General features: G+C 43.1%; 29 protein-coding genes. 17 read left to right on the top strand and 12 right to left on the bottom strand.

The window, feature by feature from the left end:
• A complete protein-coding gene (gene ftsY, locus K1I94_RS01200; RefSeq protein ID WP_223314164.1) occupies window positions 1-1,482 on the top strand; it encodes a signal recognition particle-docking protein FtsY in 1,482 nt (493 codons plus the stop codon).
• Window positions 1,483-1,531: 49 nt separating this feature from the next.
• Here the strand turns inward: ftsY and zwf are convergent, their stop codons facing one another.
• The 4 genes from zwf to K1I94_RS01220 form a co-directional block, all read right to left on the bottom strand.
• Complete coding sequence (gene zwf, locus K1I94_RS01205) at window positions 1,532-2,992, bottom strand: glucose-6-phosphate dehydrogenase (RefSeq protein ID WP_223314165.1); 1,461 nt, start codon at window positions 2,990-2,992, stop codon at window positions 1,532-1,534.
• Window positions 2,993-3,166: 174 nt separating this feature from the next.
• Window positions 3,167-3,985 (bottom strand): TIGR03943 family putative permease subunit, encoded by an 819-nt coding sequence (locus tag K1I94_RS01210; RefSeq protein ID WP_002897211.1) that lies wholly within the window; start codon window positions 3,983-3,985, stop codon window positions 3,167-3,169.
• Window positions 3,982-4,887, bottom strand: a complete 906-nt coding sequence (locus K1I94_RS01215; RefSeq protein WP_002909306.1) for a permease — start codon at window positions 4,885-4,887, stop codon at window positions 3,982-3,984. Before K1I94_RS01215 ends, K1I94_RS01210 begins: the two co-directional genes overlap by 4 nt.
• Complete coding sequence (locus tag K1I94_RS01220; RefSeq protein ID WP_002897213.1) at window positions 4,884-5,021, bottom strand: SPJ_0845 family protein; 138 nt, start codon at window positions 5,019-5,021, stop codon at window positions 4,884-4,886. Before K1I94_RS01220 ends, K1I94_RS01215 begins: the two co-directional genes overlap by 4 nt.
• A 178-nt stretch (window positions 5,022-5,199) precedes the next feature.
• On the opposite strand from K1I94_RS01220, the gene K1I94_RS01225 reads away from it, so the two are divergent.
• From K1I94_RS01225 to K1I94_RS01260, 8 genes are all read left to right on the top strand, one after another.
• Entirely contained in the window at window positions 5,200-7,332 is a 2,133-nt protein-coding gene (locus tag K1I94_RS01225) for a Tex family protein (RefSeq protein ID WP_223314166.1), read from the top strand.
• Window positions 7,319-7,756: a SprT family protein gene (locus tag K1I94_RS01230; RefSeq protein WP_002903144.1), complete on the top strand. Its 438-nt coding sequence runs from the start codon at window positions 7,319-7,321 to the stop codon at window positions 7,754-7,756. Before K1I94_RS01225 ends, K1I94_RS01230 begins: the two co-directional genes overlap by 14 nt.
• 138 nt (window positions 7,757-7,894) lie before the next feature.
• Window positions 7,895-8,170 carry a PspC domain-containing protein gene (locus tag K1I94_RS01235; RefSeq protein WP_032907817.1) on the top strand — a complete coding sequence of 92 codons (276 nt, stop codon included), beginning with the start codon at window positions 7,895-7,897 and terminating at the stop codon, window positions 8,168-8,170.
• 205 nt (window positions 8,171-8,375) lie between these two features.
• On the top strand, window positions 8,376-8,867 hold the full coding sequence (locus K1I94_RS01240; protein WP_161542925.1) for an NUDIX hydrolase: 492 nt from the start codon (window positions 8,376-8,378) through the stop codon (window positions 8,865-8,867).
• A gap of 138 nt (window positions 8,868-9,005) precedes the next feature.
• Entirely contained in the window at window positions 9,006-9,941 is a 936-nt protein-coding gene (gene hprK / locus K1I94_RS01245; RefSeq protein ID WP_002894971.1) for an HPr(Ser) kinase/phosphatase, read from the top strand.
• Entirely contained in the window at window positions 9,934-10,719 is a 786-nt protein-coding gene (gene lgt / locus K1I94_RS01250; protein ID WP_223314167.1) for a prolipoprotein diacylglyceryl transferase, read from the top strand. Before hprK ends, lgt begins: the two co-directional genes overlap by 8 nt.
• Window positions 10,720-10,775: 56 nt before the next feature.
• A complete protein-coding gene (locus K1I94_RS01255; protein ID WP_002894975.1) occupies window positions 10,776-11,174 on the top strand; it encodes a DUF948 domain-containing protein in 399 nt (132 codons plus the stop codon).
• A 15-nt stretch (window positions 11,175-11,189) separates the two neighbouring features.
• Window positions 11,190-11,672, top strand: coding sequence for a YtxH domain-containing protein (locus K1I94_RS01260; protein WP_002906111.1), 483 nt, complete (start codon window positions 11,190-11,192; stop codon window positions 11,670-11,672).
• 122 nt (window positions 11,673-11,794) lie between these two features.
• On the opposite strand, the gene K1I94_RS01265 is transcribed toward K1I94_RS01260, so the two are convergent.
• Window positions 11,795-12,097 carry a DUF3270 family protein gene (locus K1I94_RS01265; protein WP_002894977.1) on the bottom strand — a complete coding sequence of 101 codons (303 nt, stop codon included), beginning with the start codon at window positions 12,095-12,097 and terminating at the stop codon, window positions 11,795-11,797.
• A gap of 130 nt (window positions 12,098-12,227) precedes the next feature.
• Between K1I94_RS01265 and K1I94_RS01270 the strand changes: the two genes are divergently transcribed.
• The 3 genes from K1I94_RS01270 to K1I94_RS01280 all read left to right on the top strand — a co-directional run bounded on the left by K1I94_RS01270 (window position 12,228) and on the right by K1I94_RS01280 (window position 15,064).
• A complete protein-coding gene (locus tag K1I94_RS01270; protein WP_223314168.1) occupies window positions 12,228-13,157 on the top strand; it encodes a peptidase U32 family protein in 930 nt (309 codons plus the stop codon).
• Window positions 13,158-13,381: 224 nt separating this feature from the next.
• Complete coding sequence (locus tag K1I94_RS01275; protein ID WP_223310648.1) at window positions 13,382-14,668, top strand: peptidase U32 family protein; 1,287 nt, start codon at window positions 13,382-13,384, stop codon at window positions 14,666-14,668.
• 72 nt (window positions 14,669-14,740) lie between these two features.
• Entirely contained in the window at window positions 14,741-15,064 is a 324-nt protein-coding gene (locus K1I94_RS01280; protein WP_223314169.1) for a CHY zinc finger protein, read from the top strand.
• Window positions 15,065-15,090: 26 nt separating this feature from the next.
• Here K1I94_RS01280 and K1I94_RS01285 read toward each other — a convergent pair whose 3' ends face one another.
• Window positions 15,091-15,447, bottom strand: a complete 357-nt coding sequence (locus K1I94_RS01285) for a hypothetical protein (protein ID WP_072074253.1) — start codon at window positions 15,445-15,447, stop codon at window positions 15,091-15,093.
• 90 nt (window positions 15,448-15,537) lie between these two features.
• On the opposite strand from K1I94_RS01285, the gene K1I94_RS01290 reads away from it, so the two are divergent.
• Window positions 15,538-15,750 carry a YdbC family protein gene (locus tag K1I94_RS01290; protein WP_002897227.1) on the top strand — a complete coding sequence of 71 codons (213 nt, stop codon included), beginning with the start codon at window positions 15,538-15,540 and terminating at the stop codon, window positions 15,748-15,750.
• 24 nt (window positions 15,751-15,774) lie between these two features.
• On the opposite strand, the gene K1I94_RS01295 is transcribed toward K1I94_RS01290, so the two are convergent.
• The gene (locus K1I94_RS01295) at window positions 15,775-16,320 is read right to left on the bottom strand and encodes a biotin transporter BioY (RefSeq protein WP_049547906.1); all 546 of its coding nucleotides are present in this window, start codon (window positions 16,318-16,320) and stop codon (window positions 15,775-15,777) included.
• A gap of 471 nt (window positions 16,321-16,791) precedes the next feature.
• Here K1I94_RS01295 and K1I94_RS01300 point away from each other — a divergent pair, with 471 nt between their 5' ends.
• Window positions 16,792-17,523, top strand: a complete 732-nt coding sequence (locus K1I94_RS01300) for a cyclase family protein (RefSeq protein WP_223314170.1) — start codon at window positions 16,792-16,794, stop codon at window positions 17,521-17,523.
• A 352-nt stretch (window positions 17,524-17,875) separates the two neighbouring features.
• Here the strand turns inward: K1I94_RS01300 and gorA are convergent, their stop codons facing one another.
• Window positions 17,876-19,225 (bottom strand): glutathione-disulfide reductase, encoded by a 1,350-nt coding sequence (gene gorA / locus K1I94_RS01305; RefSeq protein WP_223314171.1) that lies wholly within the window; start codon window positions 19,223-19,225, stop codon window positions 17,876-17,878.
• Window positions 19,226-19,434: 209 nt separating this feature from the next.
• On the opposite strand from gorA, the gene K1I94_RS01310 reads away from it, so the two are divergent.
• The 3 genes from K1I94_RS01310 to K1I94_RS01320 are packed head-to-tail and all read left to right on the top strand — an operon-like array spanning window position 19,435 to window position 22,548.
• The gene (locus tag K1I94_RS01310) at window positions 19,435-20,598 is read left to right on the top strand and encodes an efflux RND transporter periplasmic adaptor subunit (RefSeq protein ID WP_002897231.1); all 1,164 of its coding nucleotides are present in this window, start codon (window positions 19,435-19,437) and stop codon (window positions 20,596-20,598) included.
• Window positions 20,582-21,280, top strand: a complete 699-nt coding sequence (locus K1I94_RS01315; RefSeq protein WP_004186170.1) for an ABC transporter ATP-binding protein — start codon at window positions 20,582-20,584, stop codon at window positions 21,278-21,280. Before K1I94_RS01310 ends, K1I94_RS01315 begins: the two co-directional genes overlap by 17 nt.
• Window positions 21,280-22,548: an ABC transporter permease gene (locus tag K1I94_RS01320; RefSeq protein ID WP_176798678.1), complete on the top strand. Its 1,269-nt coding sequence runs from the start codon at window positions 21,280-21,282 to the stop codon at window positions 22,546-22,548. Before K1I94_RS01315 ends, K1I94_RS01320 begins: the two co-directional genes overlap by 1 nt.
• Window positions 22,549-22,647: 99 nt before the next feature.
• On the opposite strand, the gene lysS is transcribed toward K1I94_RS01320, so the two are convergent.
• The 4 genes from lysS to K1I94_RS01340 form a co-directional block, all read right to left on the bottom strand.
• Window positions 22,648-24,138: a lysine--tRNA ligase gene (lysS, locus tag K1I94_RS01325; protein WP_223314172.1), complete on the bottom strand. Its 1,491-nt coding sequence runs from the start codon at window positions 24,136-24,138 to the stop codon at window positions 22,648-22,650.
• Window positions 24,139-24,237: 99 nt separating this feature from the next.
• Window positions 24,238-24,873, bottom strand: coding sequence for a histidine phosphatase family protein (locus K1I94_RS01330; protein WP_223314173.1), 636 nt, complete (start codon window positions 24,871-24,873; stop codon window positions 24,238-24,240).
• 62 nt (window positions 24,874-24,935) lie between these two features.
• Entirely contained in the window at window positions 24,936-25,421 is a 486-nt protein-coding gene (locus K1I94_RS01335) for an aminoacyl-tRNA deacylase (protein ID WP_223314174.1), read from the bottom strand.
• Complete coding sequence (locus K1I94_RS01340) at window positions 25,414-26,262, bottom strand: DUF368 domain-containing protein (protein WP_176693582.1); 849 nt, start codon at window positions 26,260-26,262, stop codon at window positions 25,414-25,416. The genes K1I94_RS01335 and K1I94_RS01340 overlap by 8 nt, the downstream gene beginning before the upstream one ends.
• Between the last annotated feature and the right edge of the window lie 89 nt (window positions 26,263-26,351).

The following is a 26,351-nucleotide window of genomic DNA, read 5'->3' on the forward strand; positions in this document are numbered from 1 at the left end:
ATGGGATTATTTGATCGCCTTTTTGGCCGAAAAAAGCAAGAACCACCGATCGAAGAAGTTGTCAAGGAAGCATTGGAAAACATTGACGAGCTTGAAGAAGAAACAGCGCCTGCTCCAGAAGCAGGAGAAAATCTTGAAGCGGAAGCTGTTCAGTCCTATCAGGACGAGCAGCAACTTGATGACCAAATTTCGGATACAAAAGATAGTTTAGCTGATGTTGAAGAGCCAGCATCTCAAGCTATCCAAGAAGAAAGCAAGGAGCCAGAGCATGAAAGAGAAATTATTGCAGAAAATCAAGAAGTGGCTCAAGGAGCAAGTCAGACTGAAGAAACTCTAGAAGAGCACCAGTCTGAAAATGTTGACGAAATAGTAGAAGAACTTGTTGAACAAACGGATCTTTCGGATGAAGCATCATCTCATACCGAGCATGAAGCAGTTTCTTATGACGAGGTGGCAACTGATTCAAATAATGAGTTCGAGCCAGAAACAGCTGAGGAGTCACTAACAGAATCAGAAGCAGCCGCTACAGAAGACCATGCTGAACTTCCTCAAGAGGAATCTACTCAGGAAAAATATGACCGCAGCCTAAAGAAGACTCGGACAGGATTTGGAGCACGACTCAATGCCTTCTTTGCCAATTTCCGCTCAGTAGATGAAGAGTTCTTCGAAGACTTGGAAGAGTTGCTCATCACTAGTGATGTAGGAGTTCAAGTGGCTTCCAGTCTGACTGAGGAACTACGCTATGAAGCCCGTCTGGAAAATGCTAAAAAACCAGCTGCTCTGCGCCAGCTGATTATTGAAAAATTGGTGGACATTTATGAGAAAGATGGCCGCTTTAATGAAAAAATCAATTTCCAAACCGGTTTGACTGTCATGCTCTTTGTTGGGGTCAATGGGGTCGGTAAGACGACCTCTATCGGTAAACTAGCCTATAAGTACAAACAAAAAGGCAAGAAAGTCATGTTGGTAGCAGCAGATACATTCCGAGCTGGAGCGGTGGCTCAGTTGGCTGAATGGGGTCGGCGCGTAGATGTTCCAGTAGTAACGGGGCCTGAGAAGAGCGATCCTGCTAGCGTGGTTTATGACGGTATGGAGCGTGCTCAGGCAGAGCAGGTTGATGTTCTTATGATTGACACGGCTGGCCGCCTGCAAAATAAGGACAATCTCATGGCAGAGCTGGAGAAAATTGGCCGTATTATTAAGCGGGTGGATCCAGAAGCGCCACATGAAACTTTCCTAGCTCTCGATGCTTCAACTGGTCAGAATGCTCTGGTTCAGGCCAAGGAATTTTCTAAAATCACTCCAGTCACAGGAATTGTACTGACAAAGATTGATGGAACAGCTCGAGGCGGGGTTGTACTAGCCATTCGTCAGGAATTGGATATTCCAGTGAAGCTGATTGGCTTTGGAGAAAAGATTGATGATATTGGTGAGTTCAACTCAGAGAACTTTATGAAAGGCCTGCTTGAAGGCTTGGTATAAAACAAAAAACCAGTACGAGTACTGGTTTTTTATGAACAATTTTTAAAATTTATTTGTTTGGAGACCACTGCCAGTCAGCTCCAAATTCTCTAAGGAGTTCAAAAGAAGCATCTGGTCCCATAGAACCGACAGGATACTCATGAAGAGGCACTTCGTTGCTACGCCATAGCTCTTCAATCTGATCAATCAGCTCCCAGCTGGAGCGGACTTCATCCCAGTGGCTGAAGTTGGTTGAGTCATTGTTAAGGACGTCAAAGATTAATTTTTCGTAAGGATCAGGGGAAGCACCACTAGCTGTTGCGTCTGTTCGATAGTCCAGAGAGAGAGGAGCTAAGCTGAAGCGCTCGCCGACCTCTTTGCCATTCATGCTGAGTGAAAAGCCCTCAGTCGGCTGGATATGAATGGTCAGAACATTCGGTGCTAATTCCTCACCAAAGATAGACTCCATCTGCTTAAAGACAATATTGACAAGAGTGCCTTTTTCAGTGAGGCGTTTACCAGTCCGGAAGAAAAATGGAACATCACGGAAACGCTCGCTATTTACGAAGAAAGCTCCTGAAGCAAAGGTTTCAGTCATGGAGTCAGGATTGACATTAGGCTCACTCCGGTAGGAGATGTATTTCTTACCTTTGACCGTGCCAGACTTATATTGACCGCGGATAAAGAAGCGTTTTAAGTCATCTTTGTCGGGCTGCACCAAGCGTTCAAAAACTTTGACTTTCTCTGCCCGAATGTCCTCTTTGCTGAAGCTTTTCGGCTTGTCCATAGCTAAGAGTGACAGGAGCTGCAAGGTATGATTCTGAACCATATCTCGTAGAGCACCGGACTGGTCATAGTAGCCACCACGTTCTTCGACACCTAGCTTTTCGGCAAAGGTAATCTGGACATTGTCAATGTAGTCACGATTCCAGATATTTTCAAAGAGAAGATTGGCAAAGCGGATAGCAAAGATGCTCTGAATCATTTCCTTGCCTAGATAATGGTCAATACGGAAAATCTGCTCTTCATCAAAGGCCGCCAAGAGTTCTTCGTTAAGTTGGCTGGCAGTTGCCAAGTCTGTCCCGAAAGGTTTTTCGACAATCAAACGTTCAAAGCCTTTGCCGTCTACGATATTTTCAGACTTGAGGTGTTTGGCAATGGTACCGAAAAATTGCGGAGCCATGGACAGGAAGAAGAGTTTATTGTGCTCGGCCTGGTACTGCTCATTGAGTCGGCTTTGAAGCTTGCGTAGCTCAATGTAGTGATCGGTATCCTGCACATCATGGCTTTGATAGTAGAAGTGGCTGGCAAACTCTTGGGCTTGCTCTGGACTGTCAGCTAAATCAGCGATTGCTTCGACAACGACAGACTCAAAATACTCCTTGCTCCAAGGCCGGCGGGCTGTTCCAATGACTGCAAAATGCTTGGAAAGATTGCCAGACTTATAGAGCCTGAAGAGGGATGGATAGAGTTTTCTTTTAGCCAAGTCACCGCTGGCTCCGAAAATTGTAACAATAACTTTTGAAGACATCCTGATACCTATTTTCTAAATGATGTCTCTATTTTATCACAATTTTTCTAAAGATTGTATTCAGAAATTCGGTTTCTGAAAAGGGAGATAAATAGAAAGAAATTGACCGCTGCTTGAAACATATTCAAAGATAAAAAATGAGGCTAAGACACGATTGTGCCAGCCTCGTTTTCTTTATTCAAATACCCGATAAACGTAAGGATTGTCCGGTTTTTCTACCTTATCAAAGCTTTCAACTTCTAGAGTTGGCAGGCTTTGCCCCAAACTTTTATGGTAGTGCATGGTAATTTTTCCCTTGGCATGAATCCAGGTATTATTCTCGAAATGCTGGGTATTTCCAGTCGTCAAGAGGCCATAGACACCTGAGTCGGCGATACAATGGATAATACCGAAGCGAAAGAGAAATTGGCTCTTCTGGTCGCTGGGGTCATTGTAGACAAAGCCGGTGAACTCCAGCGTTTTGCCTACAAACTCGTCGGGATAATCATAGATGACCTCCATGATTTCCATGTAGTTCTCAGTTGTGACCTGAATGGTATCTTGCTTGACATATTTCTTGGCGGCTGCCCGCATTTCTTTTTCGTAAGCCCCTTTGGTAAAGTAGGTGCTGGTGTCTGGCTTCAGGTATTGGCTGGTTGTGCCTTCGTCCTGCTGAATAGCAGTTGAAGTTCCCTCAGCCAGCGGGAAATGAAATCCTTTGGCCGAAACTGTTGTCGAATCCAAGGTAACAGTTGGAAAGAAAATTCCCACAAAAAGCGGAATGACAAGGAGCATCACGCTGCCTAACTTAGCCCAGCGAGTATTTAAATGACTGTGGACCTCCATCTTCTTCATCCAGATGATGAGCTGCACAACTGCCAAGATAAAAGACAGAATCATAGACAAGTAGGCCAGATAGGAGTAGTGGAGATTGATATATTGGTTGAGCTTGCCTGTCAGCTGCAGATACATGGTGATCTCAAAGTAGCCGACTAAGATTAGAAATCGGATCATAGCACTACCCCCACAAGCCAAGAGTAAAGAAAGACGACGACGGTAACTAGGCTGATAAATTGCCAGATAAAGCGTGTCTTAAAGTAGTTTTTCATCATCAGCAGATTCTTGACATCTAGCATAGGCCCAATGACCAAGAAAGCTAAGACTGGCGATAAGCCGAAGCTAGCAATCAAGGAGCTTCCGATGAAAGCATCAGCTTCGCTGCAAAGTGAGAGCAGGAAAGACAGCAGCATGAGCAGGAGAATAGCGACAGCCGGTGTCGAGCTGATAGAGGTCAGGATTCTGGTTGGCACATAGACTTGTACCAGGCTGGCGAAGAGACAGCCAAAGACCAGATAGCGGCCTGTATCGAAAAATTCATCAATGGCCTGCACAAAGACCTGAAAAAGCTTTTGTCCCTTGCTGAGATGTGAAAAGTCATGCTCATGAACAGCCTTGCGATTTTCTTTTTGGATATTGCTATCTGCAAAGAAGCCCAGAAAAATCCCTAAAAGAATAGCCACGACCATAGAACCTAAAGCACGAAGCAGAGCCATTCGGAAGGAATTACCAAAGGCTGAGTAGGTCGCAAAGAGCACGATGGGGTTGATGACTGGAGCCGTTACCAGAAAAGGCACAGCCGTGTAACTGGGAACTTTCTTTTCAAGAAACCGATTGATAATAGGGACGATTCCGCACTCGCAAGAAGGGAAGACAAAACCAATCAAGCTTCCAAAGAAAATCCGAGCCCATTTGTTCTTGGGTAGGAAACGATAAACCTTGTCTGGCGTGACATACACCTCGATAAAGCCAGAAATAATACTTCCAATCAAGACAAAAGGCAGGGCCTCAATGATAATGGAGAGAAAAATGGCACCAGCTTGCAGGACACTGGCCGGCAGCTGAGAGAAGAAGCTCATTCTTTCTTATCCTTCTCGTTTTTAGATTTTTTCTTGTCTTCCTCAGGGAACTCTACCTTTTCCATCTTGGGCAGGGTCGCAAACTCCTCGAACATCTTGTCCAAATCGTCTGATCTAGTAAATTTAACAGCCATAAAGGCACCTCATTTCTAAAATAATAATTCTATTATACTACCAATTATCAAAAAATGAAATTTTGAAACATAAGAGACTCTTTGTCGCTGATTTAGCCTAAATTTTTTTGTACAAATAGTACTAAATAGTTCTAAAAAGGCCTATCTTTCAAAGTACTTGTGATATAATAGGATTGTTATGGAAAATATAAATATTGAAAAAATTGCCCAGAAATTGGGCCTTAAAGAAAGCCAAGTATCACAGGTCCTAGATCTGACCGCTGAAGGAAATACGATTCCTTTTATTGCTCGTTACCGTAAGGAAATGACAGGAAATCTGGATGAGGTCGAGATTAAGGCGATCATTGACTTAGATAAGAGCATGACTGCTTTGGCAGAGCGTAAAGCGACGGTCTTAGCTAAAATTGAGGAGCAGGGCAAACTAACGGATGCGTTGCGCTCTGAGATTGAGGCTGCTGAAAAGCTGGCCGATGTGGAAGAACTTTATCTGCCTTATAAGGAGAAGCGCCGTACCAAGGCTACTATTGCCCGTGAAGCAGGTCTCTTTCCTTTGGCCCGCTTCATCCTACAGGATGCGGCTAATCTACAGGAAGAAGCAGAGAAACTGACTAGTGAAGCCTTTCCAACAGCAGAAGCTGCTCTAGCTGGAGCAGTGGATATTCTGACTGAAGCAATTTCCGAAGATACTAAGCTGCGGGCTTGGACCTACCATGAGATGCAGACCAATTCTTCTATCGTATCCAGTCTCAAAGACGGTGATTTGGATGAAAAGCAGATCTTCCAAATTTATTATGATTTTTCTGAAAAAGTAGCGACTATGCAAGGCTACAGGACTCTGGCTCTTAACCGTGGTGAGAAGCTAGGTATTCTCAAGGTTGGTTTTGAGCACAATCTTGAGAAGATCCTGCGCTTCTTTGAAGTACGTTTCAAGGTGAAAAATGCCTATATTATCGAAGCTGTCCAGCAAGCTGTTAAAAAGAAAATCATTCCAGCCATGGAGCGCCGTATTCGGACCGAGCTGACTGAGGCCGCTGAGGATGGAGCGATTCAGCTCTTCTCAGATAATCTCCGCCATCTTCTCCTGATTGCCCCTCTCAAAGGCCGCGTAGTACTGGGCTTTGACCCAGCCTTTCGAACAGGAGCCAAGCTGGCTGTTGTTGATGCGACAGGCAAGATGCTGACGACCCATGTCATCTATCCCGTGCCACCAGCAAAACCAGCTCAGATTGAAGCTTCTAAGAAAGAGTTGTCAGATCTGATTGAGCAGTTTGGCGTGGAAATCATTGCCATCGGAAACGGCACTGCCAGCCGAGAAAGCGAAGCCTTTGTAGCGGAAGTTTTGAAATCCCATCCAGATGTCAGCTATGTTATCGTTAATGAGAGCGGTGCATCTGTCTACTCTGCTAGTGAACTGGCTCGTCATGAGTTTCCAGATTTGACTGTTGAAAAGCGTTCAGCTATTTCCATTGCCCGCCGTCTGCAGGATCCTTTGGCAGAGCTTGTTAAGATTGATCCTAAGTCGATCGGGGTTGGTCAGTACCAGCATGATGTCAGCCAGAAAAAACTATCCGAAAGTCTGGACTTTGTCGTTGATACCGTGGTTAACCAAGTCGGGGTCAATATCAACACCGCCAGTCCTGCCCTACTGGCCCATGTAGCTGGTCTTAATAAAACTATCTCAGAAAATATTGTCAAGTATCGGGAAACAGAAGGTTTGATTCGGTCTCGCGAGGCCATCAAGAAAGTGCCGCGTCTGGGCGCAAAGGCTTTTGAACAGGCAGCCGGCTTCCTGCGTATTCCTGAAAGTGATAACCTGCTGGATAATACAGGCGTTCACCCAGAGTCTTATAAGGCAGTGGAGGAGCTCTTTAAGCGTCTGGAAATCAGCAGTTTGGATGAAGCTGCCCAAGCTAAGTTAAAAGCTGTTCAGACTGCTAGTTTGGCTGCAGAGCTAGGCTTGGGAGAAGAAACCCTCAAAGATATTATTGCGGATCTGCTCAAGCCTGGCCGAGATTTGCGTGATTCCTTTGACGCGCCAGTTCTGCGGCAGGATGTCTTGGATATCAAGGACCTGCGCATCGGTCAAAAGCTGGAAGGAGTCGTCCGGAATGTTGTCGATTTTGGAGCCTTTGTGGATATCGGTATCCACGAAGACGGTCTTATTCATATCTCCAAGCTGAGCACGGACTATATCAAGCACCCTAGTCAGGTCCTATCTGTTGGCGACTTAGTCACAGTCTGGGTGGATAAACTGGATGTGGAGCGGGAGAAGGTCAACCTCTCTCTGATAGCACCAAATGAATCTAACTAACTATGTCAAGCGGGTTTCGCTTGAGGATTTTGGCTGGGAATTCCGCCACCAAGCTTATTGGAACAAGCGTCTCCGCACTACAGGGGGACGCTTCTTTCCTAAAGATGGTCATTTGGATTTCAACCCAAAAATCTATGAAACTTTTGGGCTGGAGACCTTCCGAAAAATTGTTCGCCATGAGCTGGCTCACTATCACCTCTATTATCAGGGTAAAGGATACCGCCATGGGGATAGAGATTTTAAAGAACTGCTCAAGCAAGTTGATGGTCTGCGCTACGCTCCTTCCTTGTCCGACTCGCAATCTTTTCTCGTCTATGAATGCCTGAGCTGCGGAGCACTTATCCGTCGTAGACGTAGAGTCAATCTTCAAAAATACCGTTGCGGACGCTGTATGGGCAAGCTCCGTTTGTCAGAGAAAGCTTGATAGATTAGCGAGAGAGTTCCTTGAAGAACTCTCTTTTTCAAAAGAATGAATATTCTAATCCATAATCAGCCTTTGGCCCGATTGTTTTTCTGTGAAATGTGGTAGAATAAAGTAAATATGATCATTGAGGTCTCTATCATGAACGTGAAATTCTATAAGTTGAAAAAGAATCGACTGATTTCCGGTGTCTTGTCCGGTCTGTGTGATAAATTTGATTTTGATCTGAGCTTGGTGCGCTTCCTCTTTATTATCTTTACTGTGGTCAATTTCGGCTTGGGAATTCTCATCTATATCCTGCTAGCTATGGTTATGCCCTATAAAGAAGACATAGAAGAAGAAATGTATGGAACCGGCCCGCGCAAACGAAAAGAAGCAGAAGCTATCGAAGACGATAAAGACGGCTGGTTTTGGTAATTCTTAATAAAATAGAAAATTTCGGGATGCACTCCCGATTTTTTACTTGAAGTAGGGAATGTTTTAGTAAGACATTTCTATACCGTGATTTATTTTCTGCTTGCTTCTTTTAGATAAAATCTAAAAAAGAAGCAGGATAGAAAACCAGGTAAATTGACACTTAAAAACATCACCAAAATATTAGCAATTTATTCAAGGAGGAAATATGACAGAAGTTTGGAATGCCTATGACTTAAATCGAAATCAACTCCCTCATCTCCTGGTTCGAGGAGAAAAAATTCCTGAAGGACAGTTTCATCTCTGTGTTAATGTCTTGGTTCGCCATCAGGATGGTGATATTCTCTTTATGCGGCGATCAGCCAATAAAAGCCTTTATCCTGGCTATTATGAGTTCGGAGCAGGTGGCAGTGTGCTGGCTGGAGAGGATAGTCTGACAGCCGCCTTACGTGAATTAGAAGAAGAAACAGGCTTGGTTCCTGACAGCATCAGACTTTTGGAGCAGGTGTGCTCTATCAAAGATCAGTGCCATTTCGACTATTTTGAAGTGGTTGTATCTGGCGATAAGAGTCAAGTCCGCTATCAGGAAGGCGAAACAGATGCCCATGTCTGGTTGCCTCTGAAAGAGGTCCCAGATTTTGTAGAAAACCATCCTTGTTTTAATAACCAAAAGAAGATTCTTAACAGCCTGCTTGACTAAGACCATGGCTGTTTTTCTATTTTTACTAAAAAGTTGATTTAAATCAAAATATTTTTTCGACCTAAAATCAATCTTAAAGATTCTTTTGAGGTAAAAATTTGCTATAATAGAAGCAGACAAATTTGAAGGGAGAAGACAATGTCAGTAAAGGTCAAAGACCTCTTAAAAATGTCTCGTCTGTCTCAGGAGTACGGAGATAAAGTTTTACTGGAGAAAGAAATTAAAACTTCAGATATTTCTCGGCCTGGACTTGAAATGACTGGATATTTTGATTTTTATACACCCGAGCGGATACAGCTGATTGGGATGAAAGAGTGGTCTTATCTGATGAAGATGAGCTCTCATAATCGCCATCAAGTACTGCTGAAAATGTTCCAGCCTGAGACGCCGGTGGTTATCATTGCTCGAAATTTAGAGATTCCTAAAGAAATGATTGATGCGGCTGATGAGAAGCAGGTTGCTATTCTTAGAAGCAAAGCCTCTACTAGCCGCTTGTCTGGAGAAATTTCCAGTTATCTTGATTCTCGGCTAGCTGAGAGAACCAGTGTTCATGGGGTTCTGATGGATATCTATGGCATGGGAGTTCTCATCCAAGGGGACAGTGGAATTGGTAAAAGTGAGACAGGACTTGAATTGGTTAAGCGTGGCCATCGTTTGGTTGCGGACGATCGAGTGGATATCTATGCCAAGGATGAAGTGACCCTTTGGGGAGAGCCAGCTGAAATTCTGCGCCACCTATTGGAAATTCGTGGTGTTGGTATCATCGATGTCATGAGCTTATACGGAGCCAGTGCTGTGAAAGATTCTTCTCAAGTTCAGATAGCTGTCTATTTGGAGAATTACGATACTCAAAAAACTTTTGACCGTCTAGGTAATGATACAGAGGAGTTGGAGGTTGCCGGTGTCAGAATTCCACGTATTCGGATTCCTGTAAAGACTGGTCGCAATATCTCGGTCGTAATTGAGGCTGCAGCGATGAACTATCGAGCTAAGCAAATGGGCTATGATGCTACTAAGATCTTTGAAGAGCGCCTCACCGATTTAATTAGCCGGAATGAGGTGAAACATGATTGATCCAGTAGCTATCCAACTAGGGCCTATCAGTATTCGCTGGTATGCCATCTGTATTGTCACAGGCTTAGTATTAGCCGTTTATCTTGCCATGAAAGAGGCTCCGCGTCGGAAGATTATTCCTGATGACATTTTGGATTTTATCCTAGTGGCTTTTCCCGTAGCTATCGTTGGTGCCCGACTTTATTACGTAGCCTTCGAATGGGATTATTACGGTAAGAATCTGATAAAAATCATTGATTTTTGGAATGGTGGAATAGCAGGTATTGCGATTTACGGTGGGCTGATAGCTGGTGCTATCGTTCTCTATTTCTTCTGTCGGAGAAGGCTGATTCACCCAGTCGATTTTCTAGATATCGCAGCACCAAGTGTGATGATTGCCCAGAGTATTGGTCGCTGGGGAAATTTTGCCAACCATGAGGCCTATGGTGCGGCAGTTAAGAGTTTGGACTATCTGCCTAGCTTTATTCGGGAAAATATGTATATCGAAGGCAGCTACAGACAGCCAACTTTCCTCTATGAATCTCTATGGAACCTACTTGGTTTTATCTTGATTATTGTTCTCCGCCGTCGGCCTAAGTTGCTGAGACAGGGAGAAATCGCCGCCTTCTATCTGATTTGGTATGGATTTGGTCGGATGATCATTGAGGGAATGCGGACGGACAGTCTCATGTTTGCTGGTCTGCGTGTTTCCCAATGGCTGTCGCTGATTCTTATTTTTGTTGGAATTGGCATCATCATTTACCAAAGAAAAATGAAAGCCCCTTATTATCAAGAATAAGAAATAATAGATCCGTTGACTCTTCTAAGAGATGTCTGCGATGAAAGGAGAGAAATATGATAATTGAAATTGCTTATGCTTTACTGGCGGTTGCCCTCATTATCTTCGTGATTTACTTGACGATTACTGTCAAAAATCTGGGCGAAAAAGCTGGTAAGATGCTAGATGAAACAGAAAATACCATTAAGGTCTTGACCTCTGATGTCAACGTGACCCTTCACCAAACCAATGATTTGCTGGCCAAGGTCAATGTCTTAACTGACGACATCAATCAAAAAGTCGCAACTATTGATCCTTTGTTTACAGCTGTAGCGGACCTGTCTGAGTCTGTTTCAGATTTAAACGTTCAGGCGCGCACGCTGAGTAAAAAAGCTGTGTCTGTTGGCAAGGGATCTGTCAAGACAACAGCTGGTTTATCTGCTTTGCGTTTTGCTTCAAAATTGTTTAAAAAATAAGAAAGAAGGTCTATTATGGGAAAATTTTCATCACTGTTATTGGGCGCCGTTACAGGTGCAGCTGCTGCCTATTTTCTGACCAGTAAGAAAGGAAAGGAAACGACAGATAAGGTTCGGGACTTTGTTAAGGAATACCAAGAAAATCCTGATGATATCCACGAAGCTGTCGTTCAGTCTGCTAAAGACTTTTCAAATCAAGCTGTCAGCGCAATTCAACAAACCAAGGAAAAAGTTGAGAAAGGCGAGATTACAACTGAAACAGTCATCGAATCTGTCAAAGAAACGACAAAATCAGTCGTGGACTACTCGCAAGATAAGTTTAACGAAATCAAAGAAAAATTTGATAAAGAAGAAAGTAACTTTGCAGAGGAAGAGCCTGTGATCTTCCAAGAGGAAGAAGAGGAACCTTCAGAAGAAATCATCATTGACTTCGGAGCAGAAGCGACAGAAGGTCAAGAAGAAAAGACTGCTGAAACTGATAATCAAGAAGAAAAATAAAATAAAGAAGACTAGCAAAATTGCTAGTCTTCTTTGTTTGCAAGAACGAAAAAAAGAACCGAGGATAGAAAGCATCTTCGGTTTTTTCTTATATTTTAAAATCGTAGAATCACAGGGTTGGTTTATTTGCTAGTTTGGCGTTTCTTTGCGAACAGGCGATAAGATTGAATGCTAATCAAGCTAGAAGCAATGGCCAAAGTGAAGGACATAAATGTATTCATTTTTAAACTCAAAAATACAAAGCTAAACAAAACTGTCAAGACACAGAAAACAGCAATATTTAAGAAGAAAAAGAGTTCACTTAATCTTGGTGATGTTTCTGCTTCAGGTAGGTATTCTTGATAGAGTGGTGTTTGTTCAGATTCAATTTCTTGGTAGTAGTAGTCAGTTGGGTCATCATATTGTTGGTATTTTCTTACGTGCATAATTCTCTCTCCTTACAGTACCCTCTAATTCTACCATTTTTTTGCAGTTTTAAATATTACAAAAGGATTACAAAACGAATAAATTCGAATGAAAAACCACTCCTTTATATTTTTTTGCTATAATGGTTTTATGAAAAAGATAATTATTACAGCAACAGCTGAAAGTATAGAACAAGTTGAGGAACTATTAGAGGCAAATGTCGATCGAATTTATGTCGGAGAGAAAAATTATGGCCTTCGTTTACCTCATAATTTTAGTTTAGACGAATTAACTCGAATTTCTGACTTAGTTCACCAAGCAGGAAAAGAGTTGACTGTTGCGGTGAACGCGCTCATGCATCAGGAAATGATGGATAAGATCAAGCCCTATCTTGATTTTTTGCAGGAGATTAGAGCAGATTATATTACCGTTGGGGATGCTGGTGTTTTCTATGTGCTGCAGCGCGACGGCTACAAATTAAAAACCATTTACGACGCATCGACCATGGTTACCAGCAGCCGACAGATTAACTTTTGGGCTAAGAACGCTGGAGTTTCAGAAGCTGTCTTGGCGCGTGAGATTCCTTCTGCAGAGCTTTTTAAGATGCCAGAGATTCTGGAAATTCCTGCTGAAGTCTTGGTTTACGGAGCTAGTGTCATCCATCACTCCAAGCGTCCTCTCTTGCAGAATTACTATAATTTTACTCATATCGATGATGAGAAGACGAGAGAACGGGATCTCTTTCTGGCAGAACCAAGCGATCCGCAGAGCCATTATTCGATTTTTGAGGACAATCATGGTACTCATATTTTTGCCAATAATGACTTGGATTTGATGACCAAGCTGATAGAGTTGGTTGACCATGGATTCTGCCACTGGAAGTTGGAAGGGCTCTACACACCTGGTCACAACTTTGTTGAGATTGCTAAGATTTTTGTTGAGGCGAGAGATTTGATTGAAGCAGGCAAGTTTAGCTCAGATCAAGCCTTTGTGCTGGATGAGGCGATTCATAAACTGCATCCGAAAAATCGTTTTCTCGATACCGGATTTTATGACTATGACCCTGATATGGTAAAATAAAATTAGAAACGAGAACTCTTTTTAGGAGTTCTTTTTTGAGAACAAAAAACATTGATAAAGTAGAACTAAAAAATAGATGTTTTAAACTTTTTTTGAATTAATTCGAATAATCTAAAAATTAGAATTGTGAAAATAATTCAAAGAACCTTGCTTTTAGGGGTAAATTACTATAAAATAATAAGGATTAGACATCAACACTTTTATATTGCAAATAGGAGAAAATGATGGCAAGAAAGTTGAAACGACCAGAGGTGTTATCACCTGCTGGTACTTTGGAGAAGCTAAAAGTAGCTGTTCGATATGGAGCAGATGCTGTTTTTATTGGCGGACAAGCCTATGGTCTGCGCAGCCGGGCTGGGAACTTTACCTTTGAACAGATGGAAGAAGGGGTTCAGTTTGCGGCTAGTTATGGTGCCAAGGTCTATGTCGCGGCCAATATGGTCATGCACGAGGGGAATGAAGAGGGAGCTGGTGAGTGGTTCCGCCGTTTGCGGGATATCGGGATTGCGGCTGTCATTGTTTCTGATCCAGCTTTGATTGCTATTGCGGCATCAGAAGCACCTGGTCTAGAAATCCACCTATCGACTCAGGCTAGTGCGACCAACTATGAAACGCTTGAGTTTTGGAAAAATTTAGGACTGACTCGAGTTGTCCTAGCTCGCGAAGTTTCTATGGCTGAGCTAGCTGAAATTCGCCGACGGACTGACGTTGAAATAGAAGCCTTTGTTCATGGAGCAATGTGTATTTCCTACTCTGGACGCTGTACATTATCCAACCACATGAGTATGCGAGATGCCAATCGTGGAGGTTGCTCGCAATCCTGCCGTTGGAAATACGACCTCTACGATATGCCTTTCGGACAAGAACGTAAGAGCTTGAAGGGGGAAGTTCCGGAAGAATTTTCCATGTCCGCAGTTGATATGTCCATGATTGACCGCATACCAGACATGATTGAAAATGGAGTAGATAGCTTGAAGATTGAGGGACGGATGAAGTCTATTCATTACGTTTCTACGGTGACTAACTGCTATAAAGCAGCTGTAAATGCTTATCTAGAAAGTCCTGAAAAGTTTGAAGCTATCAAGCAGGACTTGGTCGATGAGATGTGGAAGGTTGCTCAACGTGAATTGGCCACAGGATTTTACTATCATACTCCAACAGAGAATGAGCAGCTGTTCGGAGCGCGACGCAAGATTCCAGAATACAAATTTGTAGCAGAAGTAGTAGCCTATGACGCAGACAGTCAGATAGCGACTATTCGTCAGCGAAATGTTATCCATGAAGGAGATCAGGTTGAGTTTTATGGACCGGGCTTCCGTCATTTTGAAACCTTTGTCACAGACCTTCGTGATGCTGATGGTAACAAAATTGATCGAGCTCCTAATCCGATGGAGCTTCTGACCATTCACTTGGAGCAGCCCGTAGAGGCTGGCGATATGGTGCGGGCTCGAAAGGAAGGCTTGATTAATCTTTACAAGGAAGATGGCACTAGCGTGACCGTCCGAGCTTAATCTTATATTCATAGGTGGCTTTTTAATCTAAAAGCCATCTTTATGAATAGAGGTTCTTAGAGAGGAAGTAGCATGATGCAGGTTTACGGAGATATTCTTGATGAGGAGACTCGCTGCCAGCATTATCACAGTGAGAAAGATATCATAGCTCTTAAGTGCTTTGCTTGTCAGAAATACTATCCTTGCTTTCTCTGTCATGACCGCTACGAAGACCATTCTTTTATGGCCTATCCTGTGAGTAGGTCAGAAGATCGAGTAGTTCTTTGTGGTCATTGCAGGACGGAGCTGACTATTTCTCAGTATCTTGGCTGTGAGGATGCTTGTCCTATCTGTACTCATTCTTTTAATCCAGGATGCAAGAAGCATCGATCGATTTATTTTCAGACAAACAAATAACTCTTCCATCCGGCTGGATGGAAGAGTTATCTTTTGAAACGATGGCTGGTGATGCGAATGTCCTTCTTTTGGGCTTCACGGATATTATTGGGTACGAGACTGATTCGCTTGATGTCTTGCACGCGGATAATAGTGGTCATACTTTTCTTGAAATTTTTGATAATCAGCTGCAGGCGCTCGCGATCGTATTTGACAATATCGCCAGTGAAGCTTTTATCCAGAAAGATAACGTGGACACCAGATTGTTTACGCAGAGCTAGCTCGATGGTACGCAGGATGCGGCCGCTGTCCTCTGGTCCTTGTTCATTCTTTTTGCCACTGATAAATTCGTTGGCTCTTTGTAAAATCATTTCGAGATATTTTTTCATAGCTAAAATCTCCATAACTTGTTACAATATATTATATAACAAAATTCCCTAAATTGTAAATTCTTTTACGAATTATTAGTTGGAAAATAAAACAAGAGGTGAAATATGGCAGAATTTACATTCGAAATCGAAGAAAAACTTCTGGTCCTATCTGAAAATGACAAGGGCTGGACCAAGGAGCTTAATCGCGTTAGCTTTAATGGAGCACCAGCTAAGTATGATATTCGGACTTGGAGTCCAGACCACAGCAAAATGGGCAAGGGAATTACACTTTCCAATGAAGAATTCCAGGTTCTCGTGGATGCATTTAAAAACTGATAGAGAAACCTCTATCAGTTTTTTCTATTTCTCTGAAAAGTAGGGATGGAATTTCAGACTTTTAAAAATAGGAATGCTGATAATGGTGATGACAACCATTTTTAGCAAGTCTGGCAGGATAAAAGGAGTAAGGCCAACCGCGACCGACTTAGAGAAATCAAATCCTCCTAAGAAATGGAGGCCTAGGATACCACCGACAAAGACGAGAGCATCACCCAATACATTGGCTATAAAAACCATATAGAAAGGACTGTCCTTATGGGTCAGACTGGATGTCACAAAGGCAAAGAGTAAGTAGAACCAGAGATAGCCGGCGCTAGGGCCAAAGAGAGCCTGGAAACCACCACTCCCTCCAGCAAAGACCGGTAGGCCGATAGCTCCCAGCAGCAGATAAATAAAGACTGACAAAACAGCTTCGCGAGGTTTGAAAATCGTTGCAATCAAACCGACAGCAAAAGTCTGCAGCGTGATGGGAACGGGACCAATGGAAATAGTTAATTGGGATAGGACAGCTAGGAAGGCAGCTCCGATAGCTGGGAGGGCAAGAAGAAAAGCTTTGTTCTTGTTCATAAATAGTAAACCTCTTTTTGATTTTATGGTAACTATTTTAAAAGCTAAATAAAAAAAAGTCAAGTCCTTCTTAATCGGACGAGACAATTATACAGACAGATTATTATTTTCGTTTCTTGCTTCTGATGAGCAAGACGATGAAGGCGATAAGACCAAAAATATTAAAGAAAAGGATGCCCAAGGCTGCAAGAAGTTTTTTTGTTTTACTCATCAGTTTTCCTCATTTCTGGATTGCTTTGTACTATCATATCAAAATTTTCAATGTTTGAATAGGCTTCATTAGAAAAATTAGCTATAGCTTCAAACTATATTCTTATCAATAAAAAAGGATTATCTAAAAGTGCTATAAAGAATTGCAGCACCTCACTTTGATTGATATAATAATGCAAAAGTAAATAAGAGTTTTTGCTAGAGGTGTGGGTGCGTAATCAACATCTTCCCAAAGCAAGACTGACTAGATTGGAGAAGGCTATGACAGATTTATTAAAAATTTATCAGGAACTACAGGAGAAAAAATGGGTCAACTTGTCCCATCAGATCAAGGAAGATAGTCCGCATTTTCCAGCTCTGCCTGCCTTGGAGAAGAAGGACATTTTCACTTTGAAAGACGGTTTTCATGTTCAGCAGTTTTCTGTAGTTGGTCAATACGGGACTCATATTGATGCTCCGATTCACTTTGTGGAGGGTGGTCGCTGGTTGGAAGAGATTGAGCTAAAAGATCTTTTCCTGCCCTTGGTGGTTATTGATAAGTCTAAGGAAGTAGCAGAGAATCCAGACTTTATTCTGGATAAGCAGGATATTTTAGATTTTGAAGCGGAGCACGGGCGGATTGAGCCAGGGACGTTTGTGGCCTTTCGCTCAGACTGGTCCAAGCGTTGGCCAAGTCAATCAGCTATGCGCAATCTGGATGATCAGGAGATTCAGCATACTCCTGGGTGGGGACGGGATGCTCTAGAGTTCCTTATCCATGAGCGTGGTGTTAAGGCGGTAGGTCACGAAACCTTTGATACAGATGCGGGTATTCCTACAGCAGAGCATGGATTGCTTAATGAATACTATCTTTTGGAGCAGGACATTTATCAGCTAGAAGTTATGACCAATCTGGATCAGCTGCCGGTTAAGGGTGCTCTCATCTCGATTAGTTTTCCCAACTGGCATCAAGCCAGCGGTTCACCAGTTAGAGCTGTAGCTATTTTACCATAAAGAAAAAGGAGTCTGAGATTTCATTTCAGGCTCCTTGTCTCATATAATAACTAATAAAAAAATCGCTTTTTATAATCTTTGGAGTTTCTTGATGGATATTTGACAATTTACCTTTTAAAATAGTGATGCAGAAGTTTATTGTCTAAAAAAATCTGAATTTCTTCCGTTAGACTGATATTTGAAAGGAGTGTCAAATGAAGCTGAAATAGCTTTAATTACAATCTTACAAAAATGTAAGATTCGTCTGTAAAATGAAAGATTAGGTTATGGAACGATCAACATCTTTATTATAAAATGATAGCAGAAGTCAAAAAGAGGCTGGAATACCAAACCTCTTCTGATTTTGAATTTTCTATCGCATGGTCACGAATTCTTCGGAGCCAGTCGGGTGAATAGCAACTGTAGCATCAAAGTCAGCCTTGGTAGCGCCCATTTTGATAGCAACAGCAAAACCTTGAATCATCTCGTCTACTCCGTAGCCAATGCCGTGCAGGCCAACGACCTTTTCATCCTCACCAGCTGTGATGAGCTTGAACTTAGCTTGTTGGCGGTGCTGGGTGACAGCTGAATACATGGATGTGAAGCTAGATGTGTAAACGTGGATATTTTCAGCTCCGTAAGTCTTAACAGCCTCTACCTCAGTTAGGCCGACTGTCCCAATAGCAGGATGGGAGAAGACAACAGTTGGAATAGTTGAGTAGTCCATTTTAGCATTTGTTTTACCATTGAAAAGACGTTCAGACAGAGTTCGTCCAGCCTTGATGGCAACAGGAGTTAATTCTTTTTCACCAGTTACATCGCCAAGAGCATAGATACCTGGAACCACAGTGTTTTGGTACTCATCTACAGCGATGAAGCCACGTTCATTGAGAGTGACGCCAGCTGCTTCTAGATTGAGGTCTTGAACATTTGGCTTACGACCGATGGCCCAGATAACATGCTGGGCTGTGTGACTGCTGCCATCTTCAAAGTAGAGCTTGAGCTGACCATCAGGAAGTTTTTCCAGCTTTTGTGGAATCTTATGGGTATGAAGCTGGAGTCCAGAGTTTTCCATTTCTTGGAGTAAACCGTCAATCAGATAGCTGTCAAAGTTGCGCAGTGGTCGGTCCTTACGAACAAAAAGGTCAGTTTTAACTCCCAGAGCATGGAGCACGCCGGCTAGCTCAACTGCTATATAGCCTGCTCCGACAATGGCAACAGAGTCAGGTAACTCTTCCCAAGCGAAGACATCGTCGGAATTCTCTCCGTAGCCTGCGCCAGGGATCTTGGGGATAGCTGCATGAGCACCCGTCGCGATGACAATATGCTTGGCGCGAATAAGCTCACCGTTGACTTGGACAGTGTTTGCATCTACAAAGCGGGCACGGCCTTCAATCAGCTCGACACCATTCCGCTTGAAGCTACCATCGTAGGACGAACGTGCTCGGTCAATATAAGCTTCGCGATTTTTCCGAAGGGTAGCAAAATCAAAAGCTTGATTATCAGAGGTAAATCCGTAGTCTGGTCCATAATGATGGATAGCTTCAGCGATTTGAGCTCCGTACCACATAATCTTCTTTGGGACACAGCCGACATTGACACAGGTGCCACCCAGTTTCTTTTCTTCAATAACGGCAACCTTGGCACCGTATTCGCCGGCCCGATTCATGGTAGCAATTCCCCCACTGCCACCGCCAATAGCAATCATATCAAATTCTTTCATCTTGTTAGAATCTCCTTCTATTATATGAGGTAATTGTACCTTTTTTAGCAGGTGAATGCAAAAATCTGCTACGGATTTAAGCGGAGTGACTATCTGAGATAAAATAGCAACCATTTGTGAAAAACTGTAAATTTTTTTAGAAGAATTATGATAGCCTTGTGATATAATATAACAAAAGAAAATCGTTTTCATCAAGAGGAGGAAAAGAGATGAAAAAGTTAAAGAAATGGCAATTATTTAGTATTATTGGAGCTGCGATTGCAGTTGTTGCAGGAGCAATTCTCTTCATGTTTCTAAATGGAGGGAATCCTTCTGAGGCACCGATCGATACGACTCCCTTAGTTCAAAAGGCCAAGGAAGGCTCAGTGGCTTCTTCAGTCTTACTGACAGGAAATGTCACAGCCAGCAATGAGCAGTACATCTACTATGACAGCACCAAGGGTGACTTGGAAAATGTGCTTGTCAATGTCGGCGACCAAGTGACTGCCGGTCAAGCTTTGGTCACTTATAAAAGTGCAGAGGCTCAGGCAGCTTATGATGCAGCTGCTCGGGCGGTTAGCAAAGCCGATCGTCAATTGCATGACTTGCAAACCAATGGTGTGACTGTAAATACGACTGGCGACGAAGAAGCAGATGGGGCGTCTGAAGCTCAGGCTCAGCGTTCTGTGGAGTCTCAGGCAGCTGACCTGCGCGATGCTCGAGCTGATGCAGTGGATAATATGAATAAAGCGCAAGCTACTCTCAATGCCTTAACAGTGACCAGCACTGCAGATGGTACGGTCGTAGAAGTCAACCGTGATGTTTCAAAATCAACAACAGGTGCTACTCAAACCTTGGTTCACATCGTCAGCAATGGAAATCTGCAGATTAAAGGTGAATTATCCGAATACAATCTGGCTAACTTGTCTGTCGGTCAAGAAGTGACCATTACATCAAAAGTTTACCCAGACAAGAAATGGACTGGTAAAATCAGCTACATTTCCAACTATCCAAAAGACGGCCAGCAAGCAGCAGCTCAGCCATCTGGAACTGGTGGCAGCGGAACAGCTTCAGGTTCTAAATATCCATTTACAATTGATATTACCAGCGAGATTGGTGAGCTCAAACAAGGTTTCTCTGTCAATATTGAAGTTAAAAACAATACTCAGGGACTCATTGTGCCAGTTAGCAGTGTGGTAATGGACGGAGACAAAAACTATGTTTGGGTTCTGGAAAAAGGAGTTGCCAAGAAGACAGAAGTGACGCTCGGAAATGCTGATGCTGAAAATCAAGAAATCTCATCTGGTTTGACAAAGGATAGTAAAGTTATCATCAATCCGACAGATAGCTTGAAAGACGGTCAAGAGGTGAAATCTTATGAAGAAGCTAATTGAGTTAAAAAATATTAATAAGAGCTATCGCAATGGAGACCAGGAACTGCAGGTATTAAAAGACATCAGTCTGGAGGTTGAAGAGGGTGAGTTTGTTGCCATCATGGGACCGTCTGGATCTGGTAAGTCTACTCTGATGAATATCATTGGGATGCTGGATCGTCCGACCACTGGTGAATACCATCTAGGAAGCGAAGAAGTCGCTAAGCTAGGAGATAAGAAGCTGGCCAAGGTTCGAAATAAGCAAATCGGCTTTGTCTTTCAGCAGTTCTTTCTCTTGTCTAAGCTCAATGCCTTGCAAAATGTGGAACTGCCCTTGATCTATGCAGGTGTCGGTCTATCTAAGCGCAAGTCCTTGGCCGAGCAGTTTCTGACCAAGGTGGAGCTGGACACGCGGATGCATCACCTGCCTTCAGAGCTTTCCGGAGGACAGAAGCAGCGGGTAGCCATTGCGCGTGCTTTGGTCAATAATCCCTCTTTGATTCTAGCTGACGAACCAACAGGAGCCTTGGATACCAAGACTGGTGAGCAGATTATGGAGCTCTTGACTGAGCTCAATCGAGAAGGGAAAACCATTATCATGGTAACCCACGAGCCTGAGATTGCTGCCTATGCCAAACGGCAGATTGTCATTCGTGACGGTGTCATCTCATCTGATAGCTCTAAGGAAGGAGGACTAGTCTAATGCAAAACTGGAAATTTGCCATTAGCTCCATTCTTGGACACAAGATGCGGTCTTTCCTGACCATGATTGGGATTATTATCGGAGTGGCTTCGGTTGTGGTTATCATGGCTTTAGGAGATTCCATTACCCGGCGGGTCAATGAGAGTTTTACCAAAAGTCAGAAAAATATGCGTCTTGTCTTTTCTCCTAAAAAGAGTAAGGATGGCTCCTACACACAAACGGCTGATCTCTATTCTGTAAATGTGGAAGATGAAAGCGAAGAAGTGGTAGAGCCACCCAAGGCCCAGGAAGCTTGGGTTAAAGAATTGACCCATATCAAGGGAGTGGACGGCTACTATGTGACCAACTCAGCTATGGAAACCTTTAGCTACGAAAATAAGCAGGCTGAGCGCGTCAACTTTGTCGGCGCAAACATGACCTATATTCAGGTAAAAAAATACAAAATCATTGCTGGTCGTGCTCTGAGACAGCAAGACTATCAAGGCTTTGCAAGTGTTGTGCTGCTGGACGAAGATCTGGCTGCGAACCTCTTTTCTTCCGCTGAAGAAGCCATCAATAAAATTGTGACAGTAGGTGCCAGTAACTATCGGGTGATTGGGGTTTATAGGGATCCTGAAACTGCTGCTGCATCTGGCTCCATGCAGGTCTATGGTGGCAATGCCATTACGACCAATACTCTCATAGCCGCAAACTTTGGAGTAGATGAAATTTCAGAGATTGTTCTTCGAGTGAATGACACTAGCTTAGTTCCAGAACTTGGGCCTAAGGTTGCCAAGAAATTAACAGAAATTGCTGGTCTCCAACAGGGCGAATATCAAGTGACAGATGATAGTGCTCTCTATCAGGAAGTGCAAAATATTTATGGTGCTATGACAGGAGTTATCGGAGCCATCGCCGGAATCTCACTTTTTGTTGGTGGCATCGGCGTTATGAATATCATGTTGGTATCGGTCACTGAGCGGACTCGTGAAATCGGTCTTCGAAAAGCTCTGGGAGCAACACGTGGCAACATACTGATGCAATTTCTGATTGAGTCTATGATTTTGACACTGATTGGTGGTTTGATTGGACTGCTTCTAGCTGCAGGACTTGCGTCTGTACTAGGCTCGGCCATGAGTCAAATGCTGGAAGGAACACCAGTAACGGTATCTCTACCAGTCAGCATCGTCAGCCTTCTCTTCTCAGCAACCATCGGTGTTCTCTTCGGTATCCTGCCGGCCAACAAGGCCTCTAAACTGGATCCAATCGAAGCACTGAGATATGAATAATATAGTCAAAAGTCTGGGGAACCAGACTTTTTTATGATGTAAAAAATCCTGCTGGAATTCCAACAGGATCTGTTTTCTTAATATCCTATAAAATACAGATTATTTCATCGTTGGGAAGAGCAGGACATCGCGAATGGTAGTCACGTCTGTTAGTAACATAACCAGACGGTCGATACCGATTCCTAGGCCTCCAGTTGGTGGCATACCGTATTCCAGAGCTTCGACAAAGTCATAGTCAATGCCAGTTGCTTCGTCATCGCCCAGTTCTTTGGCTTTTGCCTGTGCTTCAAAACGAGATAATTGATCGATTGGATCGTTCAACTCTGTGAAGGCGTTGGCATACTCTTTGGTCATGATGAAGAGCTCGAAACGGTCCGTGAAGCGTGGGTCTTCTGGATTTTTCTTAGCCAGGGGTGACACTGCAACAGGGTGACCGTAGACAAAGGTTGGCTGAATCAAGGTTTCTTCCACAAATTCTTCAAAGAAAGCATTGATAACATGGCCAACTTCGGTGAAGTGCTTTTCAAGCGGAACTTTCTTTTCTTTAGCCAAAGCAGCAGCTTCTTCAAAACTCATATCTTGCCAGAAGTCAACACTAGTAATTTCCTTGATGGCATCTACCATGTGAACGCGTTTAAATGGTTCGTTGATCTTGATTTCAGTTCCTTGGTAGTTGACCGGTCCATCTCCATTGACAGAAACAGCAGCGTGTTGGATAATGCCTTCAGTCAAGTCCATGATATCTTGGAAATCCGCATAGGCTTGGTAAACCTCGATGGAAGTGAACTCTGGATTGTGAGTTGCGTCCATCCCTTCGTTACGGAAGATACGGCCAATCTCATAAACTCGCTCCATACCACCGACGATAAGACGTTTAAGATGAAGCTCGGTTGCAATCCGCAGTACCATGTCAATGTTTTGGGCATTGTGGTGGGTGATAAATGGACGGGCAGCAGCACCGCCTGCCTCATTGTGGAGAACAGGAGTTTCAACTTCAAGGAAGCCTTGTCCATCCAAGTAACGACGGATTTCTGAGATGATTTTTGAACGAGTGACAAAGCGTTCAAAGCTTTCGCGGTTGGAAATTAAATCCAAATAACGCTTGCGGTAGATGGTTTCGACATCTGTCAGGCCGTGGAATTTTTCAGGTAGGGGACGCAGAGCCTTAGACAAATGAGTAAGGTGGGTTGCCTTGATAGAAAGCTCCCCCATATCCGTCCGCATAATCTCACCTTCGATACCGAGGAAATCTCCTAAGTCAGCCTTTTTGAAGATTTCATAATTTTCTTCACCAACAGCATCCTTACGCACATAAATCTGGATTTGGCCTTCACGGTCTTGGATGTGAGCAAAGCCAACCTTTCCTTTACCGCGCTTGGTCATCAGACGGCCAGCGATAATAGCTGTTTCATTGAGTTCGTTTAATTCTTCTTTATCTTTATCGTTGTATTTTTCTTTCAGTTGAGCAGAGTTAGCAGTTCGCTCAAAGCGTTTGCCAAAAGGGTCAATTCCCTGCTCAGCCAGCGCAGCCATTTTTTCACGGCGGATAATCTGCTGGTCGTTTAATTCCTCGATATGTTCAGTAGTCATGTTTTTCCTCCAAAAGTTTTCCTACCTATTTTATCACAAAAGATAGGGAAATTCATCTATATTTGGCTATAAAGTAAGAAAAAAGCTAGAAATCCAGCCTTAATTTTCTGCTTTTTCAACTAAATAATCCGTATTATTCCAAGAGATCAGCTCAAAATTCTCAAAGTCTTCTGTTTCAAGGATGGTGATGCTGGCGTTGGTCAGGCCGCCATTCTTGCGCAGGAGAGGTGTGTCATAGCCCAGCATGGTCCGAATGCTGGCAGTTAAGTTAGCACCGTGCCCAACAATGAGAACTTGTTCATAGTCCTTGTCCTTTAAGGTCTTGATAAAGGAAATGGTCCGGTGGGTCGTATGGTAGACTGACTCAGCGTCAAAAAAAGTATGATTAAATTGCGAAAGGTTGTGGCGGAAGGCAGCCATCTGATGTGGATAGATGGCTTCAATGGTAGAAATTTTTGCGCCTTCTAGTTTTCCCAACTGCCATTCTCGCAGTTCAGGTATTGATACGATTTCAGTCGGAAACTGGCTTTCTTCTTGAATAATTTCAGCAGAGCGAACGGCACGTGGGAGATCGCTGCTGTAAATCTTGTCAAATTGTGTCTGAGCCAGATGTTTTCCTAGGTTATGCAATTCTTCAACGGCGGTTGGCAGCAGTGGCGAATCACCACTGGCTCCCTGAAAGCGGCCTTCCTGATTCCATTCCGTTCTTCCGTGTCGGACAAAGTATAATTTCATAGTGCTAAGTTGTTTCTTTCTTTTTAGAATTTATTGAGAATATTAGGTGCAGTATTGAAGAATTATGAGCTAGAATTTTCCTTGAGGTCTGCAAAGTCAGCTTGAACAAAATCCGCCAAATCTTGAGCCTTGATTTCGATACTGCGGCCGACTTCGCCGGCAGAAACGATAATGCTATCTCGCTCTAAAGCTGACTGGTCAATATAGATTGGAAAGTTGTGCTTTTGCCGGATACCGACAGGATTGTTGGCACCGTGGATATAGCCCGTTGTCTTTTCCAAGTCTTTCTGAGGAATCATACTGACCTTTTTATTACCAGAAATCTTGGCCATTTTCTTTTCGGATAGATGTTCTGTGATTGGTAGGATACCGATTATTGTGCCAGTCTTGTCTCCTGTCAAGGCCAAGGTTTTATAAATCTGGGAACGGTCCAAGCTTTCGGCAGGCTGTTCTGCTAAGGCATTCAGCTGCAGGCCTCGGTGGTCAATTTTAGCTTTACTTAAAATTTGCTCGACCAGTGTTTTTTTGATTTTAGATTTTTTAGCCATTTGTATATCTCTCTTCTAATTGTGACATCCAGAGTCCCAGCCAGGTGCCTAGACCAAAGAAAAAGGCTGCAAGGACAAGTGTCAATATAGAAACTCCATGATAGCTGATGCTTTCACTGTTTCCTGCTTGAGGAACTACAATGAGAAGTGTACTGGATAGGACAATGCCAATGATAAAGTGATAGACACGAGAGTAGTAGTTTTTCAAAATATGATCCATCAGTTTAGAGAAGAGAATCAGTGCTAAGGCGCCTCCGATTCCGATAGGAAGAAAGGTTCCCAAGAGATCCAGTTTGCGAAAGCCATTCAGCATAGGGGCATAGAGTCCTAAAATTAAGAGAAGGTTGGACGGACTGAGTCCGGGAATTAAAATGCCCAGTGCAATCAAGGCTCCTGCTAAGATGAAAGAGAGAAAGTTAGCTGGCAAGGTGCCGACCATGCCATTTAAGGAATAAAGAAAGATTCCAGAAAGGATGAGGCTGACCCAGAAAACAAGAATATCAACCCGATCACGCTCACTTTTAGCAACAGACTCTTTAATGAGGCTGGGAACAGTCCCGATGATAGCTCCAGCAAATCCCCAAAGGACAATCACTTTGTAGTTATCCAGCAGCAGATTGACAGGATAGGAGAAGGCAGCAATTCCTAAAATCATTCCGATTCCAACTGGTATGAAATAGAGAACGTTTTCGACGAAGTTTTCTTTTAAATGTGCTAAAAAATGAATCAGGCGTTCGTAAATACCTAAGATAGCTGCTAAAACACCGCCTGAAACTCCCGGCAAAATAAAGCCAAGTGCAATGACCATTCCTTTGAAAATTCTATTCAACCAAGAAATCATTGTATTTTCCTTTTCTAATTTCATTTATCAAATCATTATATCATAAAATATAGGCTTTATTAAGAGGAAACGGCTGGAAATTTCCTATT

The sequence above is a fragment of the Streptococcus sanguinis genome (assembly GCF_019929145.1).
Taxonomy (GTDB): domain Bacteria; phylum Bacillota; class Bacilli; order Lactobacillales; family Streptococcaceae; genus Streptococcus; species Streptococcus sanguinis_U.

Excerpts from the sequence above, each read along its gene's own strand:
- K1I94_RS01290 (WP_002897227.1), top strand. The coding sequence starts at position 15,538 with ATGGCAGAATTTACATTCGAAATCGAAGAAAAACTTCTGGTCCTATCT.
- K1I94_RS01235 (WP_032907817.1), top strand. The coding sequence starts at position 7,895 with ATGAACGTGAAATTCTATAAGTTGAAAAAGAATCGACTGATTTCCGGT.
- K1I94_RS01340 (WP_176693582.1), bottom strand. The coding sequence starts at position 26,262 with ATGATTTCTTGGTTGAATAGAATTTTCAAAGGAATGGTCATTGCACTT.
- K1I94_RS01240 (WP_161542925.1), top strand. The coding sequence starts at position 8,376 with ATGACAGAAGTTTGGAATGCCTATGACTTAAATCGAAATCAACTCCCT.
- K1I94_RS01225 (WP_223314166.1), top strand. The coding sequence starts at position 5,200 with ATGGAAAATATAAATATTGAAAAAATTGCCCAGAAATTGGGCCTTAAA.
- K1I94_RS01270 (WP_223314168.1), top strand. The coding sequence starts at position 12,228 with ATGAAAAAGATAATTATTACAGCAACAGCTGAAAGTATAGAACAAGTT.
- K1I94_RS01210 (WP_002897211.1), bottom strand. The coding sequence starts at position 3,985 with ATGATCCGATTTCTAATCTTAGTCGGCTACTTTGAGATCACCATGTAT.
- gorA (WP_223314171.1), bottom strand. The coding sequence starts at position 19,225 with ATGAAAGAATTTGATATGATTGCTATTGGCGGTGGCAGTGGGGGAATT.
- zwf (WP_223314165.1), bottom strand. The coding sequence starts at position 2,992 with ATGTCTTCAAAAGTTATTGTTACAATTTTCGGAGCCAGCGGTGACTTG.
- K1I94_RS01275 (WP_223310648.1), top strand. The coding sequence starts at position 13,382 with ATGGCAAGAAAGTTGAAACGACCAGAGGTGTTATCACCTGCTGGTACT.
- hprK (WP_002894971.1), top strand. The coding sequence starts at position 9,006 with ATGTCAGTAAAGGTCAAAGACCTCTTAAAAATGTCTCGTCTGTCTCAG.
- K1I94_RS01255 (WP_002894975.1), top strand. The coding sequence starts at position 10,776 with ATGATAATTGAAATTGCTTATGCTTTACTGGCGGTTGCCCTCATTATC.
- K1I94_RS01330 (WP_223314173.1), bottom strand. The coding sequence starts at position 24,873 with ATGAAATTATACTTTGTCCGACACGGAAGAACGGAATGGAATCAGGAA.
- K1I94_RS01215 (WP_002909306.1), bottom strand. The coding sequence starts at position 4,887 with ATGAGCTTCTTCTCTCAGCTGCCGGCCAGTGTCCTGCAAGCTGGTGCC.
- K1I94_RS01300 (WP_223314170.1), top strand. The coding sequence starts at position 16,792 with ATGACAGATTTATTAAAAATTTATCAGGAACTACAGGAGAAAAAATGG.
- K1I94_RS01265 (WP_002894977.1), bottom strand. The coding sequence starts at position 12,097 with ATGCACGTAAGAAAATACCAACAATATGATGACCCAACTGACTACTAC.
- K1I94_RS01295 (WP_049547906.1), bottom strand. The coding sequence starts at position 16,320 with ATGAACAAGAACAAAGCTTTTCTTCTTGCCCTCCCAGCTATCGGAGCT.
- K1I94_RS01220 (WP_002897213.1), bottom strand. The coding sequence starts at position 5,021 with ATGGCTGTTAAATTTACTAGATCAGACGATTTGGACAAGATGTTCGAG.
- lysS (WP_223314172.1), bottom strand. The coding sequence starts at position 24,138 with ATGACTACTGAACATATCGAGGAATTAAACGACCAGCAGATTATCCGC.
- K1I94_RS01280 (WP_223314169.1), top strand. The coding sequence starts at position 14,741 with ATGATGCAGGTTTACGGAGATATTCTTGATGAGGAGACTCGCTGCCAG.
- K1I94_RS01335 (WP_223314174.1), bottom strand. The coding sequence starts at position 25,421 with ATGGCTAAAAAATCTAAAATCAAAAAAACACTGGTCGAGCAAATTTTA.
- K1I94_RS01260 (WP_002906111.1), top strand. The coding sequence starts at position 11,190 with ATGGGAAAATTTTCATCACTGTTATTGGGCGCCGTTACAGGTGCAGCT.
- K1I94_RS01315 (WP_004186170.1), top strand. The coding sequence starts at position 20,582 with ATGAAGAAGCTAATTGAGTTAAAAAATATTAATAAGAGCTATCGCAAT.
- K1I94_RS01285 (WP_072074253.1), bottom strand. The coding sequence starts at position 15,447 with ATGGAGATTTTAGCTATGAAAAAATATCTCGAAATGATTTTACAAAGA.
- K1I94_RS01230 (WP_002903144.1), top strand. The coding sequence starts at position 7,319 with ATGAATCTAACTAACTATGTCAAGCGGGTTTCGCTTGAGGATTTTGGC.
- lgt (WP_223314167.1), top strand. The coding sequence starts at position 9,934 with ATGATTGATCCAGTAGCTATCCAACTAGGGCCTATCAGTATTCGCTGG.
- K1I94_RS01320 (WP_176798678.1), top strand. The coding sequence starts at position 21,280 with ATGCAAAACTGGAAATTTGCCATTAGCTCCATTCTTGGACACAAGATG.
- K1I94_RS01310 (WP_002897231.1), top strand. The coding sequence starts at position 19,435 with ATGAAAAAGTTAAAGAAATGGCAATTATTTAGTATTATTGGAGCTGCG.
- ftsY (WP_223314164.1), top strand. The coding sequence starts at position 1 with ATGGGATTATTTGATCGCCTTTTTGGCCGAAAAAAGCAAGAACCACCG.